This is a genomic window from Cupriavidus necator (assembly GCF_016127575.1).
Classification (GTDB): Bacteria; Pseudomonadota; Gammaproteobacteria; order Burkholderiales; family Burkholderiaceae; genus Cupriavidus; species Cupriavidus necator_D.
In genome coordinates this window covers 779,238-798,106 of the sequence record NZ_CP066019.1, presented here as the reverse complement: position 1 = coordinate 798,106, position 18,869 = coordinate 779,238, and the positions used below count along the sequence as shown (strand labels likewise).

The window sequence follows — 18,869 nt, the reverse complement described above, 5'->3', positions numbered from 1 at the left end:
AGGGGTTGCAGCGCTGAGGTTGAGGTCAACGCTGCGAATAGGGATGTAGTTGGGGTTGTGCGTATCTGGCACAAGGCGATCGACTCACCAGGCAAAACACACTGGTTATAGGATCAAGCCTTACGGGCAATTAGTACTGGTTAGCTTAACGCATTACTGCGCTTCCACACCCAGCCTATCAACGTCCTGGTCTCGAACGACCCTTCAAGGCGGTCAAGCCGCCAGGGAATCCTCATCTTCAGGCGAGTTTCCCGCTTAGATGCTTTCAGCGGTTATCTCTTCCGTACATAGCTACCCTGCGATGCCTCTGGCGAGACAACAGGTACACCAGCGGTACGTCCACTCCGGTCCTCTCGTACTAGGAGCAGCCCCCGTCAAGATTCCAACGCCCACGGCAGATAGGGACCAAACTGTCTCACGACGTTTTAAACCCAGCTCACGTACCTCTTTAAATGGCGAACAGCCATACCCTTGGGACCGGCTACAGCCCCAGGATGAGATGAGCCGACATCGAGGTGCCAAACACCGCCGTCGATATGAACTCTTGGGCGGTATCAGCCTGTTATCCCCAGAGTACCTTTTATCCGTTGAGCGATGGCCCTTCCATTCAGAACCACCGGATCACTATGTCCTGCTTTCGCACCTGCTCGACTTGTCGGTCTCGCAGTTAAGCACGCTTTTGCCATTGCACTTTAGGTACGATGTCCGACCGTACCAAGCGTACCTTCGAACTCCTCCGTTACACTTTGGGAGGAGACCGCCCCAGTCAAACTGCCTACCATGCACTGTCCCCGACCCGGATTCACGGGTCAAGGTTAGAACCTCAAACAAACCAGGGTGGTATTTCAAGGACGGCTCCACGTGAACTAGCGTCCACGCTTCAAAGCCTCCCACCTATCCTACACAGATCGGTTCAAAGTCCAATGCAAAGCTACAGTAAAGGTTCATGGGGTCTTTCCGTCTAGCCGCGGGGAGATTGCATCATCACAAACACTTCAACTTCGCTGAGTCTCGGGAGGAGACAGTGTGGCCATCGTTACGCCATTCGTGCAGGTCGGAACTTACCCGACAAGGAATTTCGCTACCTTAGGACCGTTATAGTTACGGCCGCCGTTTACCGGGACTTCAATCAAGAGCTTGCACCCCATCATTTAATCTTCCGGCACCGGGCAGGCGTCACACCCTATACGTCCACTTTCGTGTTTGCAGAGTGCTGTGTTTTTATTAAACAGTCGCAGCCACCATTTTATTGCAACCCCTTCACCCTTCTGGCGCAGGCCAGTCAAGCTACCAGGGCGTACCTTATCCCGAAGTTACGGTACCAATTTGCCGAGTTCCTTCTCCCGAGTTCTCTCAAGCGCCTTAGAATACTCATCTCGCCCACCTGTGTCGGTTTGCGGTACGGTCTCGTATGACTGAAGCTTAGAGGCTTTTCTTGGAACCACTTCCAATTGCTTCGCAGCACTAGGCCGCTCGCCCCGCATCCTTGAATCCCGCGCCCGGATTTGCCTGAGCGCCTTCTCCAATGCAGGGACCGGGACTTCCAACACCCGGACAACCTTCCGCGATCCGTCCCCCCATCGCATCATACGACGGTGCAGGAATATTAACCTGCTTCCCATCAGCTACGCATCTCTGCCTCGCCTTAGGGGCCGACTCACCCTACGCCGATGAACGTTGCGTAGGAAACCTTGGGCTTACGGCGAGGGGGCCTTTCACCCCCTTTATCGCTACTCATGTCAGCATTCGCACTTCTGATACCTCCAGCATCCTTTACAAGACACCTTCACAGGCTTACAGAACGCTCTCCTACCACGCGTACGCTCCTTTAAATCCACTAGCATTGACACCCAACGATCATTGTTTGGGTGCTTTGTCGATGCTGCGCATCGACAAGCTTGGTGCACTTAAAGGAGCGCACGCGTCCGCAGCTTCGGTATATAGCTTAGCCCCGTTACATCTTCCGCGCAGGACGACTCGATCAGTGAGCTATTACGCTTTCTTTAAAGGGTGGCTGCTTCTAAGCCAACCTCCTGACTGTTTTAGCCTTCCCACTTCGTTTCCCACTTAGCTATATTTGGGGACCTTAGCTGGCGGTCTGGGTTGTTTCCCTCTTGACACCGGACGTTAGCACCCGATGTCTGTCTCCCGTGATTGCACTCTTCGGTATTCGGAGTTTGCTATGGCGGGGTAATCAGCAATAGACCCCCCAACCATGACAGTGCTCTACCCCCGAAGGTGAGACACGAGGCACTACCTAAATAGTTTTCGGAGAGAACCAGCTATTTCCAGATTTGTTTAGCCTTTCACCCCTATCCACAGCTCATCCCCTAACTTTTCAACGTTAGTGGGTTCGGTCCTCCAGTACGTGTTACCGCACCTTCAACCTGGCCATGGATAGATCATCTGGTTTCGGGTCTACACCCAGCGACTCAACGCCCTGTTCGGACTCGCTTTCGCTACGCCTTCCCTAATCGGTTAAGCTTGCCACTGAATGTAAGTCGCTGACCCATTATACAAAAGGTACGCCGTCACCCCTTACGAGGCTCCGACTGTTTGTATGCATGCGGTTTCAGGATCTATTTCACTCCCCTCCCGGGGTTCTTTTCGCCTTTCCCTCACGGTACTGGTTCACTATCGGTCGATCACGAGTATTTAGCCTTGGAGGATGGTCCCCCCATCTTCAGACAGGATTTCACGTGTCCCGCCCTACTTGTCGTACACCTAGTTCCACAATCGTGTTTTCGCATACAGGGCTATCACCTGCTAGGGCCGGGCTTTCCATCCCGTTCTGCTAACACCACTGCTAAAGAGTACAAGGCTCTTCCCATTTCGTTCGCCACTACTTTGGGAATCTCGGTTGATTTCTGTTCCTGCAGCTACTTAGATGTTTCAGTTCGCCGCGTTCGCTTCCCACACCTATGGATTCAGTGTGGGATGACCCATTCGGGCCGGGTTTCCCCATTCGGACATCTCCGGATCAAAGCTTGTTTGCCAGCTCCCCGAAGCTTTTCGCAGGCTACCGCGTCCTTCATCGCCTGTGATCGCCAAGGCATCCACCACATGCACTTGTTCGCTTGACCCTATAACGAGTGTGTCTCGATTGCTCGAAACCTCGCTACAGGATGAGTTCTCGCATTTGTGCCGTATTCCAAGTCATCTTTCGATCACTTAAATACATTTTGGTTGATACAATCACAACCCGGTATCGCGTCTTGTACTGCAGCGTCTCATCAACGCTCGCGCGACACCTTTACTACATCCCATATTTTTAAAGAACAGCCGATCTTGCGATCGCTTGGCAATGCCAAATGGAAACACTCGCCACTCATCGTCGCGATGCGCTTTCATTTGACAACCAATCCAAGGTACCAGGCAGTGGTGGAGGATGACGGGATCGAACCGACGACCCCCTGCTTGCAAAGCAGGTGCTCTCCCAGCTGAGCTAATCCCCCTTCCGGATAACTTGGTGGGTCTGGTAGGACTTGAACCTACGACCCCCGCCTTATCAAGACGGTGCTCTAACCACCTGAGCTACAGACCCTTGGCTGTAACAGCAAACAAACCGATAAGTGTGAACGCTAGGCTTGAGACACAAGCCTCTAGAAAGGAGGTGATCCAGCCGCACCTTCCGATACGGCTACCTTGTTACGACTTCACCCCAGTCATGAACCCTGCCGTGGTAATCGCCCTCCTTGCGGTTAGGCTAACTACTTCTGGCAAAACCCACTCCCATGGTGTGACGGGCGGTGTGTACAAGACCCGGGAACGTATTCACCGCGGCATGCTGATCCGCGATTACTAGCGATTCCAGCTTCACGTAGTCGAGTTGCAGACTACGATCCGGACTACGATGCGTTTTCTGGGATTAGCTCCCCCTCGCGGGTTGGCAACCCTCTGTACGCACCATTGTATGACGTGTGAAGCCCTACCCATAAGGGCCATGAGGACTTGACGTCATCCCCACCTTCCTCCGGTTTGTCACCGGCAGTCTCTCTAGAGTGCCCTTTCGTAGCAACTAGAGACAAGGGTTGCGCTCGTTGCGGGACTTAACCCAACATCTCACGACACGAGCTGACGACAGCCATGCAGCACCTGTGTCCACTTTCCCTTTCGGGCACCTAATGCATCTCTGCTTCGTTAGTGGCATGTCAAGGGTAGGTAAGGTTTTTCGCGTTGCATCGAATTAATCCACATCATCCACCGCTTGTGCGGGTCCCCGTCAATTCCTTTGAGTTTTAATCTTGCGACCGTACTCCCCAGGCGGTCAACTTCACGCGTTAGCTACGTTACTGAAGAAATGAATCCCCAACAACTAGTTGACATCGTTTAGGGCGTGGACTACCAGGGTATCTAATCCTGTTTGCTCCCCACGCTTTCGTGCATGAGCGTCAGTGACGTCCCAGGGGGCTGCCTTCGCCATCGGTATTCCTCCACATCTCTACGCATTTCACTGCTACACGTGGAATTCTACCCCCCTCTGACATACTCTAGCCTTGCAGTCACAAGCGCCATTCCCAAGTTGAGCTCGGGGATTTCACGCCTGTCTTACAAAACCGCCTGCGCACGCTTTACGCCCAGTAATTCCGATTAACGCTCGCACCCTACGTATTACCGCGGCTGCTGGCACGTAGTTAGCCGGTGCTTATTCTTCCGGTACCGTCATCGACCCCGGGTATTAACCAGAGCCATTTCTTTCCGGACAAAAGTGCTTTACAACCCGAAGGCCTTCTTCACACACGCGGCATTGCTGGATCAGGGTTGCCCCCATTGTCCAAAATTCCCCACTGCTGCCTCCCGTAGGAGTCTGGGCCGTGTCTCAGTCCCAGTGTGGCTGATCGTCCTCTCAGACCAGCTACTGATCGTCGCCTTGGTAGGCCTTTACCCCACCAACTAGCTAATCAGACATCGGCCGCTCCTGTAGCGCGAGGCCTTGCGGTCCCCCGCTTTCACCCTCAGGTCGTATGCGGTATTAGCTAATCTTTCGACTAGTTATCCCCCACTACAGGGCACGTTCCGATGTATTACTCACCCGTTCGCCACTCGCCACCAGGCCGAAGCCCGTGCTGCCGTTCGACTTGCATGTGTAAGGCATGCCGCCAGCGTTCAATCTGAGCCAGGATCAAACTCTTCAGTTCAATCTCTGTGTGGACCCGAGGGTCCTCGCTCTTTCGAGCGGTCGCTCACTCTCAGAAAACTGACTGACCAGATCCGAAGATCCAGTCACGTTTTGCTGTGCGAGCACTGTATAACTTGTGAAGCAACACTGTCCGAAGACAGTGGCGTCCGCTACCCAGCGCCCACACTTATCGGTTGTTTGATTGTTAAAGAACTTCGCCGCCGGCTTTGCCGTTCAGCGCCGCTGCGTTGTCTGCAGCAGAGAAACGAGATTATGCAGAGCTTTCTTCGTTTCGTCAACCGTTTCAGCATCTTTTTTCGCTGCGGTCAGCGCTGCAAACTTCGCTGCGCCAACCATCCCGGTCGACCCCGCAACCCTTGCTGCGTCTGCTTTGCAGCGCTGCGTTGTGTGTTGCGAGGGGGCGAATATTAAGTGACCGCAGCGGGGTTGGCAAGGGGTTTTTGAAAACTTCTTCGTGCCACCATCAGCGCCGCCTTAGAATCGGCAAATGCCTGACATGCCTACCTACCTGCCGTCGCGCCTGCCAGCGGACGGGGCGCGCCTGCTCGACGCCCAAGCTCTCGCCGCGGCGCTGTCGCGCCCTATTGTCTTTGTCGACCTGGAGACCACCGGCGCGGACGCCCAGCGCGACCGCATTACCGAGATCGGCGTGGTCGAAGTCGGCCCGGACGGCATCATTGAATGGGACACCCTGCTCGACCCCGGCATGTCGATCCCGCCGTTCATCCAGCGCATGACTGGCATTACCGAAGAGATGGTGCGCGGCCAGCCGAGCTTCGAGTCACTGGCGGAATCGCTTGCCGAACGCCTGCAAGGCCGCTTGTTCGTGGCGCACAACGCGCGCTTCGACTATGGCTTCCTGAAGAACGCCTTCCGACGTGCCGGCGTGACCTTCCGGGCCGACGTGCTGTGCACGGTAAGGCTGTCGCGCTCGCTGTTCCCCTCCGTGGAACGCCACGGCCTGGATGCGCTGATCGCGCGCTTCGGCCTGACGCCCAAGGGCCGCCACCGCGCCCTGGCCGATGCCGAGCTGCTGTGGCAGTTCTGGCAGAAGATCCATGCCACGTATTCGGTCGACCTGGTGGAATCGGCCGTGCGCACGCTGGTGCGGCGGGCCAGCCTGCCGGCCGGCCTGGACGAAACCGCGCTGGAAGACGTGCCGGCGGCGCCCGGTGTCTATATCTTCTATGGCGACCAGGACGTGCCACTCTATATCGGCAAGAGCGTGCACCTGCGGCAACGGATCGGCGCCCACTTCTCCGGCGACTACCGGTACGGCAAGGATATGCGGCTGGCCCGGCTGGTACGCCGTGTGGAATGGCGCGAGACCGGCGGCGAGACCGGCGCGCTGCTGCTCGAAGCCCGGCTGGTCAAGGCGATGCAGCCGGTGCACAACCAGCTGCTGCGCCGCAATGCCCGGCTCTATGCCTGGGAACTGCCGCAGCAGCTGCCGGTGCCACGCCTGCGCTCGGATCGAGATACGGATTTCTGCCGGCATCGCGACCTGTTCGGCGTGTTCGGCAGCCGCGGCGCGGCCGAGGCTCGCTTGCGCGCGCTGGCGCAGGAACACGGCCTGTGCCTGGCCACGCTGTCGCTGGAGAAAACCACCCGCCGTGGCAGCCCCTGCTTTGCGCGCCAGGTCCATCGCTGCGCCGGTGCCTGCGTCGGCGCCGAGCCGTCGGGCGCGCACCGCGCCCGGCTGGCCGCCGCGCTGGCGCCGATCGCGCTGATGCCCTGGCCCTTCGATGGCCCGGCTGCCTGGCGCGAGCAGCACGACGGACGCACCTGGTGGCATGTCGCCGACGACTGGTGCTACCTGGGCTGCGCAGCCACGCTGGAAGAAGCGCAGGCGTTGGCGGCAGCACCAGCGCATTTCGACCTCGATACATACCAGATCCTCGCGCCGCGGCTGGCGCAATGGATGCCGCAGGCGGTGCCGCTGTCCGTGCACAGGCCGTTCACGCTGACCGCCCCCGAGGCCCCCGCCCGGGCGCCACGCCCGGCACGCATCCCGGCCGGACAGACTGCCCGCAAGGCGCCACCGGCTGCCGCACAGCAACCCCTGGGCCTGGTCTCCGACTGAAGCCGGCCACGCTCTGTGCGTCATCGCGCAGAGCACGCTTGCAGCGAGGCACGCGGCTCCGCTAGCCTGCACAGGCCGGCCCTTGCAGCCGGCTGCGCCGATGCGGAGCCTACATGCCAGCCAACCCAATCCTTCCGGCCGAAACGGCCCGCGGCGCCGTCAGCGTGCGTGCAAGCCTGGCCGTCTTGTGGGCGGCTGCCATCACCGGTGCCTGCGCCGGCCTGGAGGCCAGCGCCATGCAGGACGTCTTCGATTCCTGGAAAAACGTCCCCGTCGATGAGGCGAAGCGCCAGTGGGGTCCGCCGCAATCGGTGCAGGTCCTGCCCTCCGGCACGGCCTATGTCTGGAACGATTCGATTGCGCCCGCGCGCCCCCCGGGCAGCGGCCCGCGCGATGCCGGCATGGAGCGCACGCCGGTACCGGGCCAATGCCAGCGCAAGCTGGTGACCGGCCAGGACGGCATCGTCATCGGCGGCGAATGGCGCGGCGATGCCTGCTGCATCACCGCGCTCGTCGGCCACTGCGCAAGCCTGAAATATCGGGGCCGCAGCTGAGCCATGAGCCACGGCACCCGCGGGTGCCCGCCCGGCTCAGTCGATACTTGCGCCCGACGCCTTCACTGCCTGCCCCCAGCGCTTCTGCTCCGCCGTGATCGTGGCGGCAAATGCCTCCGGCGACTGCCATGCGGGCTCGGCACCCTGCTGCTCGAGCTTCGCCTTGGTGTCGGGGTCGGCCAGCACCGTGCGCAAGGCACCGGACAGGCGTGAGACCACCTCCCTGGGCGTGCCCGCCGGCGCCAGCATGCCATAGAAGCCAACCACCTCGAAGCCCTTCAGCCCGGCCTCCTGCATCGTCGGCACATCCGGCAGCGCGGGAGAGCGCTGCGGCGACGTCACCGCCAGCGCACGCACCTTGCCTGCCTTGATGTACTGCGTGAACAGCGGGATCGAGTCGGCCATCATCTGCGCCTGGCCGCCCATCACGTCGGTCAGCGCCGGCGAGCTGCCCTTGTACGGGATATGGACGATGAACGTGCCCGAAGCCTGCTTGAACATTTCCGGCATCAGGTGCGAGATGCCGCCATTGCCGCCCGAGGCAAAGTTCAGCTTGCCCGGGTTGGCCTTGGCATAGCTGATGAACGCCTTCAGGTCGCGCGCCGGCACGTTGTTGTTGACCACCATCACCAGCGGGATCAGCGCCGTGCGTGCCACCGGCGCGAAGTCCTTCGGCATGCTGTAGGGCAGCTTGGGATAGAGCGAGTTGTTGATGGCCATCTGCCCAGTGTTGGCCAGCAGCAGCGTGTAGCCGTCGGGCGCGGACTTGGCGACGTTGTCCGAGCCGATATTGCCGGCGGCGCCGGCCTTGTAGTCGATCACGATGGTCTGGCCCAGGATCGGCTGCAGCTTTTCGGCCAGCAGGCGCGCGTGCGTGTCGACCGGGCCGCCGGGCGGGAATGCCACCACCAGCCGGATCGGCTTTTCCGGCCAGGCCGCTTGCGCGGTCCCCGCCGCCAGTGCCAGCGGCGCGGCGGCCAGGGCCAGCAGTGCGTGTCTCAGGATGTCCCGGCGGGCTTGCGGCTTGTTCTTCGTCTTGTCCACGGTTGATTTCTCCTTGATACAGGGCTGCCCGCCAGCGCCCTGGTTCCGGGTGCTACGAACAGTCGCCAGCCGCCATTGTGACTCTTTTGTGACTTTCTGATGTCATTTTTATGACAATCTCCCGGACTACCGGACTCAACGCACCGGCCACGCGCCCGTGTCCGCCAACACCGGCGAGTATTCGCGAAAACCGAAGCGCAGCGGCAATACCGCCGCACGCCGCACCACGCGCTCGACATGCAGCCGCACCAGCCGTTCGGCGCCGGCGTATGACGCCAGTTCATCGCCCTCCCAGATCACCTCGGCGCGCCCGCCCACATGCAGCAGCGAGCCATCGGCAAAATCCGGCACCACGATCCCGGCTTGCGGATTGGCCAGCAGGTTGCCGACCGTATTGAAGAAGTTGTTGCCGTTGAAGTCCGGGAACGTCAGCGTGCCGGCCTCGTCGACGCGGATAAAGCCAGGCTTGCCGCCGCGGTGCGAGACATCGGCGCCTCCGGTGTGCTCGCCCTCGTCCTGCGGAGATGCGGTGTTGCTGGTGGCGATGAACAGGGTATCGGCGCCGCGCAGCCAGGCCACCGCCTGCTCATCCAGCGCGTCGCCGTGCCAGGCGGGCGGCGCGGGCGCCGGCTCGGCCAGGCTCACGTCGCGCAACTGGATATAGCGCGGGCAGTTGCCAAAGCTCTGCTCGACCTCGACTGTCATCCCGCCCTCGTCGCGCGCCACGATGACCCCGTTCATGCGGTTGCGCCGGCGCGTAGGCAGCTCGATCCCGAGCAGGCCGATGCGCGCGCCCTGCGCCAGCGCCAGGGCCGCCGGGTCGCCGGGCAGCGGCACGGCGTCGATACGCAGGTGGGTGGCGTCAGGCGTATGCGCAAACCCCGGCGTCCCGGCCAGCATCGTGGCCCAGGGCTGCCCGTCGGCATCGACGGCGCCAACCAGCAGGAACGGCAGCTGCGCAAAGAACGTGCGGTGCTGCTCCGGCATCTCGCCACGGATTACCCGCGGGCCGGACGCGGCCATGCGTTCGCGCTTGCCGGCGCGCTCCTGGGCGGCCAGTTCGCCGGCGTGGAATGGCAGGCCGGCGTGCGGCCATGTGGGCAGATCCATGACTAGCTCCTTTTCCTTGTCGGATCGATTGGCGATACGCGGGTCCGGCAGGCGCTACGCCGCCAGGCCGACCTTCGACACCAGCATCGGCACGAAGCCGGGCAAGGCTTCGATGCGGCGCAGCCAGTCGTTCAGCGCGGGGTACGGCGCCAGCGGCACGTTGCCTTCCTCGGCGCGGGCGATATAGCTGTAGGCGGCAACGTCAGCAATGGTGGCATGGTCGGCCGCCAGGAACGGCTGCCCGGCGAGCAGGATTTCCATCAGCGTGAACAGCCGCTGCGCGCGGGCGATGGCATCGTCCATCGCCACCGGCCTGCCGAACAGCACGCCCAGGCGCGCCGCCGCCGGCCCGAAGGCAATGTCGCCGGCGGCCACCGACAGCCAGCGCTGCACGCGCGCCGCGCCCACCGGATCGCGCGGCAGCCAGCGGCCGTCGTCATAGCGCGTGGCCAGGTAGACCAGGATGGCGTTGGAATCGCCGACGACCACGCCGTCGTCATCCAGCACCGGCACCTGGCCGAACGGGTTCAGGCGCAGGAAGGCCTCGCTGCGCTGCTCGCCGCCGCGCAGGTCGACGTCCACCAGCCGGCAGGGCAAGCCCAGCAGCCCCAGGAACAGTTCTGCGCGATGGGCGTGGCCGGACACCGGCGAGCGGTACAGCACCAGCGGCTTGGCGGGGCGATTGGTTTCTTGCATGGCACTCTCCTCAACGGTTGGGATAGCCGGATTCTGGGCGCCGAAGTCGTTGCAATAAATAGGGCAATTGATATTTGACTACTCCAAAGAATGGAGTAATGTGTGGCGCCATGGACAAGCTACGCGCGATGCAGACCTTTGTGCGGATCGTCGACGAGGGCAGCCTGACGGCAGCCGCCACGACGCTGCATACCTCGTTGCCGGCGGTGGTGCGCACGCTGGCGGCGCTGGAATTCGAGTTGCAGGTCCGGCTGCTCAACCGCACCACGCGGCGGCTGTCGCTGACCGGCGAGGGGCGCAGCTACCTGGACAGCTGCCGGCGCATCCTGGCCACCATCGACGAGGTCGAGGCCGGCCTGACCGCCAGCCATGTCGAACCCAGCGGCCAGCTCACGCTGACCGCCTCGGTGCTGTTCGGCCAGATGTATGTGGCGCCGGCGGTCACGCGTTTCGTGCAGCGCTATCCGCGCGTGCGCTGCCGCATGGAATTCACCGACCGCGTGGTGAACCTGCTTGAAGAAGACCTGGACGTGGGGGTGCGCATCGGCCCGCTGGCTGATTCCACGCTGGTGGCGCAGACCGTCGGCAGCATCCGCCGCGTGGTGGTGGCCACGCCCGCCTACCTGCGCAAGCACGGCGTGCCACGCCATCCCGAGGAACTGGCCAGCGCCAACTGCGTGCGCTTCACCGGCAACCACGCGCACTGGTGGACCTTCCAGGAGGACGGCCGGGAGTTCCACGTGCAGGTCAGCGGCAACCTGGAATTCAACCAGACCGCGCCCGCCGTGGCTGCCTGTGCCGAAGGCGCGGGCTTCGGCCACTTCCTGTCCTATCAGGTCGCGCAACTGGTCGAAGCACGCAAACTGCGCATCGTGCTGGAGGCTTTCGAGCAACCGGCATGGCCGCTATCGCTGATCTATCCCCATGCGCGACTGTTGCCGGCACGCACGCGCGCCTTTATCGAATGGATGCGGGATGACCTGGGCCCGCGCTTCAACTGACAACGCTCCATCGCAAAAGGACCATGCCCCTGTCGAGCGCCCCCACTCCAACCGGCTTCGGCACCCGCGTACGGCGCCTGCTCCATCGACCGAGCGGCAACGCCTTGCGCGCAGCCGTGCTGGGCGTCAACGACGGGCTGGTGTCCAGCTTCTGCCTGGTGATGGGCCTGGAGGGCGCGGCGGCCTCGCGCGAGGCCGTCATCCTGGCCGGGCTGGCGGGCCTGGCGGCGGGCGCTTGCTCGATGGCGCTGGGCGAATGGCTGTCGGTGACCAACAGTCGCGAGATGAACAACAAGCGCCTGCGCGACATGGCGCACGAGCTCGCGCATGATGCCATCCGGGCCCGACAGCGGCTGGTCACGGTGATTGTGGGCAAGGGCGTGCTGCCGGCCGATGCCGAGCGTGCCGCCGACGAGATCATGCGCAACCCGCGCGCGGCCCTGGACACCTTTGCGCGCGAAGTGCTGGGCATCAACCCGCAGGAGCGCGGCGGCAACCCGGTGCAGGCGGCGGTAATTTCCTTCGTGCTGTACAGCAGCGGTGCGCTGGTGCCGTTGCTGCCGTTCCTCGTGACCGCAGGGCCATCGGCGCAGTTCGGCAGCATCGTCGCGTGCCTGGCCGGCCTTGGCCTGGTTGGCTGGGGCACCTCGTCGTTCAATGGCCGCCCGGGATGGTTCTCGGCGCTGCGGCAGGTGCTGATCGGGGGCATGGCGGCAGCCTTCACCTACGGACTGGGCACCGTGTTCGGATCGCTCTGACCCGCGCCGAGGCAAGCGGCACATGCGCGCCGCAACGCCACCTCCGGCGCAGCCCACCCACCCGCCACGCCGGGCTGCCACCCGACAAAATCCTTGACGCGTCGCGGCACGCACCGGTATTTTCAAATTCGAATCAGAATTCGAATACGGAGTGCCAATGTCAGCGACCCAATCCGGCTTCACCGCCAACGCCTCCTTTCCCCGTATCGATACCCCCTCGATCCTGCAGCCGCCGCGCCAGCGCCGTGCGCGCGAGACCGAACAGGCCTTGCTGGGCGCGGGCCGCGAACTGCTTGCCTCGCGTGACTTTGCCGCCGTTTCCGTGGCCCAGATCGCCGCGGCATGCCAGGTATCGGTGGGTGCCTTCTATGGGCGCTTCCGCGACAAGATGGCCTATTTCGAGGCCTTGCGTGCGCTGGTCATGGAAGAAACCGCCGCGTCGACTGAGCGCTACCTGGCGCAGGAGCGCTGGGAGGACGTGCCGACACCGGTGCTGCTGGAAAAGGCCACGCGCTTCATGGTGCTCGGCACGCTGGCCAACCGCGGCGTGATCCGGGCATCGCTGCGGCATGCGTCCACGCGGCCCGAGGAATGGGTGCCCCACCGCCAGAGCGGCGAAGCCATCGTGGAGCGCATGGTGCAGTTGCTGGTGCCGCGGCTGGCGATGCCTGCCGACACCGCCGAGGTGCGCGTGCGCTTTGCCATGCAGGCGGTGTTCAGCGTGCTGGTCAATGCCGTGCTCAATGATTCCGGCCCACTGCACCTCGACGACGAACAGATGATCCCGGAACTCAACCGCCTGATGGCCGGCTATCTCGGCGTCCCCTGCGCAGAGCCGGCCTGAGCACACCACCGGCCCGCGCCACCCGCGGTAATGCAGCCAGGCCATGGCTGCCATGAATTGCGCAGCGCTTGCTTGGCTGGCGCGCCGGACCTCCCTAGAATGTGCCCACGCCGGGCGCCGTGCCCGGCGCCCCCGGCCTGCCGCAAAACGACGCGCCGGGCGCAGCCCTATCCGCCTCACGTTTACCGGGACCGCTCATGGCCACGCTTTTCCTCGTCCGGCACGGACAAGCCTCGTTTGGCGCCGCCAACTACGATTGCCTGTCGCCGACCGGCCGCCAGCAGGCGCGCTGGCTGGGCGAGTATTTCCAGGAGCGCGGCGTCAGCTTCAGCCGCGTGGTGTCCGGCACGCTGGTGCGCCAGCAGGACACCGCCAGCGAGATCCTGGCCGGCATGGGTCAGCCGCAGACAGCGATCGTCTCGCACGCGGGCCTGAACGAATACGACGGCGAGGCGCTGTACCGTTGCCACACCGGCGGCGCCGACCACCGCGCGCACCAGAACGGCGACTACAACGACTACTGGCGCACCTTCCGCGCGGCCTACGCCGCATGGACCCAGGACGGGCTGGCCGAGATGCCCGAGAGCTGGGCCGATTTCGGCGCCCGCATTACCGGCGCCCTGGCGCACGCAAGCGAAGGCATGACGCGCGAGGATGCCATCCTGGTGGTGAGCTCCGGTGGCGCCATCGGCCGCGCCACGGCCGACCTGCTTGGCGCACCTGCACAGGCCGCCATCGAGATGAACCTGCAATTCCGCAATACGGCGTTCTGCGAGATCATCGTCGGCCGCGGCGTGCAGCGGCTGCTGAGCTTCAACAACGTGCCGCACCTGGAACGCGCCGACCGGCGCAGCGCAGTGACGTTCGCCTGACGCGCGCGACACACCGCAAACAAGAAAAGCCGCGAAAATCGCGGCCCCCTTTTCCGGCTGCTGGCGCGGGCACTCTGACATGCCCGCGCCGCCGGTCCTTCTCCCTTTACTACTCCTTGCTGCGGCGATCCATGCGCTGCGTGCCTGTGCGGCACGCGGCGACTCTCACAGCTTTACAGGCGCTCGACGATGGTCACGTTGGCCAGCCCGCCGCCTTCGCACATCGTCTGCAGGCCGTAGCGCTTGCCGTGCGTATGCAGCGCATGTACCAGCGTGGTCATCAGCTTGGCGCCCGAGCCGCCCAGCGGATGGCCCAGCGCGATCGCGCCGCCATGCACGTTCAGGCGCGCCGGATCGGCGCCGGTGGCCTTCAGCCAGGCCAGCGGCACCGGGGCGAAGGCTTCGTTGACTTCGAACAGGTCGATATCGCCGATGCGCAGGCCCGCCTTCTTCAGCGCGACTTCCGTGGCCGGCAGCGGCGCTTCCAGCATCACGACCGGATCATGGCCGATCACCGTCATGGCGTGCACGCGCGCCAGCGGCTTGACGCCAAGCTTCTTCAGTCCGGCCTCGTTGACCACCATCAGGCCGGCGGCGCCGTCGCAGATCTGGCTGGCGGAAGCGGCAGTCACGCGGCCGCCTTCGGCGATCAGCTTGACGCTGCCGATGCTTTCCAGCGTGGCGTCATAGCGGACGCCTTCGTCAGTGGTGTGCATTTCACCGTTGGCACCGTCGGCCGTGCGCACTTCCACCGGCAGGATTTCGGCGGTGAAGCGGCCCGACTTGGTGGCGGCGATGGCGCGCTGGTGGCTCTGCAGGGCGTAGGCATCCAGCTGCTCGCGCGACAGGTCGTACTTGCGCGCAATCATTTCGGCGCCGGTGAACTGGCTGAACTGCACGCCGGGATAGCGCGCCTCGATGCCGGGGCTCTTGGGCACACCGAAACCGTTCTTGGCCGGCAGCTGCGACGACAGGCCCATCGGCACGCGCGTCATGCTTTCCACGCCGGCGGCGATGACGATGTCCATCGCGCCCGACATCACTGCCTGCGCGGCAAAGTGCAGTGCCTGCTGCGACGAACCGCACTGGCGGTCCACCGAGGTGCCGGGCACGCTTTCAGGCAGGCGCGAGGCCAGGATGGCATTGCGCGCCACGTTGCCGGCCTGCTCGCCGACCTGGCTCACGCAGCCCATGATGACGTCTTCGACCAGCGCCGGGTCGGCGCCGGTGCGTTCCACCAGTGCGTCCAGCACCTGTGCGGCCAGGTCGGCCGGATGCCAGCCCGACAGCTTGCCGCCCTTGCGGCCGCCGGCGGTACGGACCGCCGCGACGATATATGCCTCTGCCATGTGATCTCCTTGGTTCGGTGCAGGCTGCCGGGGCAGCCATGGTGTTGTCCGGAGTGCCGGCATCTGGCGCCGGCAGTGTCGCTTTGCATTGTTGCGCCGCGGGTGGTGGCAAGCGTCGTCGGAAGCGACGAAGTTTGCCGCAGGCCTCAGGTGCGCGGCGCCAGCACTGCAAAGATTGCGGTCGCGCGCAGCAGGCAGCGCTCGCCACTGACCAGCCGGCAGGTGCCATAGCGCAGGCGCGAGCCGAGCTTGTCGAACTCCACGCGGGCCTCGACCCAGTCGCCCAGGCGCGCGGAATCCAGGTAGTCCAGGCTCAGGTTGACGGTCACCGCGCTTTTGGAGCGCCCGGTTTCCAGCGACATCATCATGCCGATGGCGGTATCGGCCAGCGTCGCCAGCATGCCGCCGTGCGGGATGCCCAGGTTATTCAGGTGACTCTCGTCGATGCGCACCGCCAGCGTGCGGCGCTCCGCATGCAGGTAGAGCTGGCCGAAACCTGCCATGTAGCCGCTCATGCTGCGCAGCGGGACGAAGCCCTCCGGCACGTCCCCGCCGGCAGCTTCGCCCGGCGCGGCGATGGCCTGGGTCATCGCCCGCTCGATTTCAGCCTCGGCCATGGCGTCAGGCAAAGAAGCGCGAAGCCACGCTGAGGTGCTCTCGGCAATCGGCCACCATGCGCGTGATCAGTTCTTCGCAGCTGGGCACGTCGTCGATCAGGCCCACGCACTGGCCGGCGCTGATGATGCCACTGTCGGTCTCGCCCGCCTTGAGCGCCGCCTTGCCGCGCACGCCGGCGACTAGGTGCTTGACGTCCTCGAACTGCGCGCCGCCCGGGCGGCGTTCAATGCTCACCACCTCGTCCGACACGGCGTTCTTGAGCACGCGCGCGGTGTTGTGCAGCGTGCGGAAGATCAGGTTGGTATCGCGCTCGCTGGCCTGCACCAGCGCCTTCTTGACGTTGTCGTGGATCGGCGCCTCGCGCGTGGCGCAGAAGCGCGTGCCCATGTTGACGCCCTCGGCGCCCAGCACCAGTGCCGCCGCCATGCCGCGTCCGTCGGCGATGCCGCCGGAGGCGATCACCGGGATCGACAGCTTGCGCACCGCCTGCGGGATCAGCACCATGCCGGGCACGTCGTCCTCGCCGGGGTGGCCGGCGCACTCGAAGCCGTCGATCGACACCGCGTCCACGCCCAGGCGCTCGGCCGACAGCGCATGGCGCACCGCCACGCACTTGTGGATCACCTTGATGCCGGCGGCCTTGGCGCGCGCGATATGTTCCTTGGGGTTGTTGCCGGCGGTTTCCAGCACCTTGATGCCGCTTTCGATGATGACGTCGAGGTAGCGCGCGTACGGCGGCGGGTTGATCGACGGCAGCAGGGTCAGGTTCACGCCGAACGGCTTGTCGGTCATCTCGCGGCAGCGGCGGATCTCTTCGGCCAGCGCCTCGGGCGTGGGTTGCGTCAGCGCCGTGAGGATGCCCAGCCCGCCGGCGTTGGAAACCGCGGAGGCCATCTCGGCGTAGCCAACCCATTGCATGCCACCCTGGATAATCGGGTAGCGGATGCCAAGCAGTTCGGTGATTCGTGTCTTCATGGTTGTCCCTTTGCTGTCTGCGCCGGCAGGCGCGCGGTAGTGCCGGCCCTGCCGCTTGATCGGGGTCAGTCTACGGCCAGGTGCCGATTCCGAGCCTCGTCGGAAGCGACGATTGCGGGCGGCGCATTCTGCACTAGTGTTGACCGAGCCCCGTGCCGGCGCCCCGCCCCGGCACACTTCCTCCCATATTCGCAGCAATCCCGGCAGGAGCCCCCCATGACGCAAGCCACGCCTTCGTTCGAAACCCTGCGCTACGCCGTTGCAGACGGTGTCGCCACCATCACCCTGCACCGCCCGGACCAGCTCAATGCGTTCACCGCGCAGATGATGCATGAACTGATCGCCGCGTTCGACGCCACCGATGCCGACGACAACGTGCGTGCCGTGATCGTCACGGGCTCGGGCCGCGCCTTCTGCGCCGGCGCCGACCTGTCCGGCGGCAGCTCCACCTTCGACTTCGAGAAGCGTTATGGCGCCAGCCCCGACAGCGCGCACCGCGACGGTGGCGGGCGCGTGTCGCTGCGCATCTTCCGCAGCCTCAAGCCGGTGATCGCCGCGGTCAACGGCGCCGCGGTCGGCGTGGGCGTGACCATGCAGCTGCCGATGGATATCCGGCTGGCGTCGACCGACGCCAAGTTCGGCTTTGTCTTTGCGCGCCGGGGCATCACGCCCGAAGCGGCGTCGTCGTGGTTCCTGTCGCGCGTGGTCGGCATCTCGACCGCGCTGGAATGGTGCTATACCGGCCGCGTGTTCTCGGCCCAGGAAGCGCATGAGCGCGGCCTGGTGCGCTCGCTGCACGCGCCGGAAGACCTGCTGCCTGCCGCCCAGGCCATTGCCCGCGAGATCGCCGCCAATGCCGCGCCGGTTTCGGTAGCGATCTCGCGCCAGCTGATCTGGCGCATGGCCGGCGCCAGCCACCCGATGGAAGCGCACAAGCTCGACAGCCGCGCGATCCAGTCGCGCGGGCGCTCCGCCGACGTCAAGGAAGGCGTCAGCGCCTTCCTGGAGAAGCGTCCCGCCGCCTTCCCGGAAACCGTGTCGCACGACATGCCGGACTTCTTCGACTGGACCAGCGAGCCGCCCTTCATCTGAAGCGCGCCCGTCGATCAACTTTTCCGGAATTCGCATGAAAGTCAGCCAAGCCGTCGCCAGTCGCAAGTCCGTCCGCGGCTTCCTGCCCCGGGCCGTTGCGCCCGACACCATCCGCCGCGTGCTCGACGCCGCCGCGCGCGCCCCCTCGGGGGGCAACCTGCAGCCCTGGCATATCCATGTCATCGGCGGCGAGGCCCTGGAGGGGCTGCGCGCCATCATGCGCAAGCGCATCGCCCAGGCGCCCGCGGGTGAAGAGCGCGAGTACGACATCTACCCGCGCGAGCTGGTCTCGCCCTACCGCGACCGCCGCTTCCAGGTGGGCGAGGCGCTCTACCACTACCTCGGCATCCCGCGCGAGGACAAGGCGCGGCGGCTGGCGCAGTTTGCCAACAACTTCACCTTCTTCGGCGCGCCGCTGGCGCTGTTCTGCACCGTGGACCGCCGCATGGGCCCGCCGCAATGGTCGGACCTGGGCATGTACCTGCAGACGGTGATGCTGCTGCTGCGTGAAGAAGGGCTGGACAGCTGCGCGCAGGAATGCTGGGCGATGTACCCGCAGACCCTCGGCAAGTTCCTGTCGCTGCCGGCCGAACGGATGCTGTTCACCGGCATGGCGATCGGCTACGAAGACCCCGAGGCGCCCGCCAACCAGCTGCGTTCCGTGCGCGCACCGCTGGAGGAATTCACGGAGTTCATGGGCATCTGAGCCGCAAGCGCGCGCGGGCTGACCTGC

Annotated in this window: 14 protein-coding genes, 2 tRNA genes and 2 rRNA genes; 8 read left to right on the top strand and 10 right to left on the bottom strand. The window is 64.3% G+C overall.

The window, feature by feature from the left end; genetic code table 11:
- Positions 1 to 109 precede the first annotated feature (109 nt).
- From I6H87_RS22630 to I6H87_RS22615, 4 genes are all read right to left on the bottom strand, one after another.
- A 23S ribosomal RNA gene (locus tag I6H87_RS22630) occupies positions 110 to 3,083 on the bottom strand.
- Positions 3,084 to 3,379: 296 nt separating this feature from the next.
- Positions 3,380 to 3,455: transfer RNA gene (locus I6H87_RS22625), tRNA-Ala, on the bottom strand.
- Between the two features lie 12 nt (positions 3,456 to 3,467).
- Positions 3,468 to 3,544, bottom strand: a tRNA-Ile gene (locus I6H87_RS22620).
- Between the two features lie 62 nt (positions 3,545 to 3,606).
- Positions 3,607 to 5,138, bottom strand: a 16S ribosomal RNA gene (locus I6H87_RS22615).
- Together the 16S and 23S rRNA genes with 2 tRNA genes alongside form the textbook arrangement of a ribosomal RNA operon.
- A 489-nt stretch (positions 5,139 to 5,627) precedes the next feature.
- Here I6H87_RS22615 and I6H87_RS22610 point away from each other — a divergent pair.
- On the top strand, positions 5,628 to 7,223 hold the full coding sequence (locus I6H87_RS22610) for an exonuclease domain-containing protein (protein ID WP_041688015.1): 1,596 nt from the start codon (positions 5,628 to 5,630) through the stop codon (positions 7,221 to 7,223).
- Positions 7,224 to 7,336: 113 nt separating this feature from the next.
- A complete protein-coding gene (locus tag I6H87_RS22605) occupies positions 7,337 to 7,777 on the top strand; it encodes a hypothetical protein (protein WP_010811651.1) in 441 nt (146 codons plus the stop codon).
- Between the two features lie 36 nt (positions 7,778 to 7,813).
- On the opposite strand, the gene I6H87_RS22600 is transcribed toward I6H87_RS22605, so the two are convergent.
- The 3 genes from I6H87_RS22600 to I6H87_RS22590 all read right to left on the bottom strand — a co-directional run bounded on the left by I6H87_RS22600 (position 7,814) and on the right by I6H87_RS22590 (position 10,627).
- Positions 7,814 to 8,821, bottom strand: a complete 1,008-nt coding sequence (locus tag I6H87_RS22600; protein WP_010811652.1) for a Bug family tripartite tricarboxylate transporter substrate binding protein — start codon at positions 8,819 to 8,821, stop codon at positions 7,814 to 7,816.
- Between the two features lie 135 nt (positions 8,822 to 8,956).
- A complete protein-coding gene (locus I6H87_RS22595) occupies positions 8,957 to 9,931 on the bottom strand; it encodes a pyridoxamine 5'-phosphate oxidase family protein (protein ID WP_011616792.1) in 975 nt (324 codons plus the stop codon).
- A gap of 54 nt (positions 9,932 to 9,985) precedes the next feature.
- A complete protein-coding gene (locus I6H87_RS22590; RefSeq protein WP_010811654.1) occupies positions 9,986 to 10,627 on the bottom strand; it encodes a glutathione S-transferase family protein in 642 nt (213 codons plus the stop codon).
- 98 nt (positions 10,628 to 10,725) lie between these two features.
- Between I6H87_RS22590 and I6H87_RS22585 the strand changes: the two genes are divergently transcribed.
- From I6H87_RS22585 to I6H87_RS22570, 4 genes are all read left to right on the top strand, one after another.
- Positions 10,726 to 11,628, top strand: coding sequence for a LysR family transcriptional regulator (locus I6H87_RS22585; RefSeq protein ID WP_011616791.1), 903 nt, complete (start codon positions 10,726 to 10,728; stop codon positions 11,626 to 11,628).
- A gap of 23 nt (positions 11,629 to 11,651) precedes the next feature.
- Positions 11,652 to 12,386 carry a VIT1/CCC1 transporter family protein gene (locus tag I6H87_RS22580; RefSeq protein WP_011616790.1) on the top strand — a complete coding sequence of 245 codons (735 nt, stop codon included), beginning with the start codon at positions 11,652 to 11,654 and terminating at the stop codon, positions 12,384 to 12,386.
- Positions 12,387 to 12,543: 157 nt separating this feature from the next.
- A complete protein-coding gene (locus I6H87_RS22575; protein ID WP_010811657.1) occupies positions 12,544 to 13,230 on the top strand; it encodes a TetR/AcrR family transcriptional regulator in 687 nt (228 codons plus the stop codon).
- A 197-nt stretch (positions 13,231 to 13,427) separates the two neighbouring features.
- Positions 13,428 to 14,102, top strand: a complete 675-nt coding sequence (locus I6H87_RS22570; RefSeq protein ID WP_010811658.1) for a histidine phosphatase family protein — start codon at positions 13,428 to 13,430, stop codon at positions 14,100 to 14,102.
- 173 nt (positions 14,103 to 14,275) lie between these two features.
- Here I6H87_RS22570 and I6H87_RS22565 read toward each other — a convergent pair whose 3' ends face one another.
- The 3 genes from I6H87_RS22565 to I6H87_RS22555 all read right to left on the bottom strand — a co-directional run bounded on the left by I6H87_RS22565 (position 14,276) and on the right by I6H87_RS22555 (position 17,044).
- A complete protein-coding gene (locus tag I6H87_RS22565) occupies positions 14,276 to 15,451 on the bottom strand; it encodes an acetyl-CoA C-acetyltransferase (protein ID WP_011616789.1) in 1,176 nt (391 codons plus the stop codon).
- A gap of 146 nt (positions 15,452 to 15,597) precedes the next feature.
- The gene (locus tag I6H87_RS22560; RefSeq protein ID WP_010811660.1) at positions 15,598 to 16,068 is read right to left on the bottom strand and encodes a PaaI family thioesterase; all 471 of its coding nucleotides are present in this window, start codon (positions 16,066 to 16,068) and stop codon (positions 15,598 to 15,600) included.
- A gap of 4 nt (positions 16,069 to 16,072) precedes the next feature.
- Positions 16,073 to 17,044 (bottom strand): NAD(P)H-dependent flavin oxidoreductase, encoded by a 972-nt coding sequence (locus I6H87_RS22555; RefSeq protein ID WP_010811661.1) that lies wholly within the window; start codon positions 17,042 to 17,044, stop codon positions 16,073 to 16,075.
- A 216-nt stretch (positions 17,045 to 17,260) separates the two neighbouring features.
- On the opposite strand from I6H87_RS22555, the gene I6H87_RS22550 reads away from it, so the two are divergent.
- Positions 17,261 to 18,136, top strand: a complete 876-nt coding sequence (locus I6H87_RS22550; protein WP_010811662.1) for a crotonase/enoyl-CoA hydratase family protein — start codon at positions 17,261 to 17,263, stop codon at positions 18,134 to 18,136.
- A gap of 34 nt (positions 18,137 to 18,170) precedes the next feature.
- The gene (locus I6H87_RS22545; RefSeq protein WP_011616787.1) at positions 18,171 to 18,842 is read left to right on the top strand and encodes a nitroreductase; all 672 of its coding nucleotides are present in this window, start codon (positions 18,171 to 18,173) and stop codon (positions 18,840 to 18,842) included.
- The last annotated feature ends 27 nt before the right edge of the window (positions 18,843 to 18,869 follow it).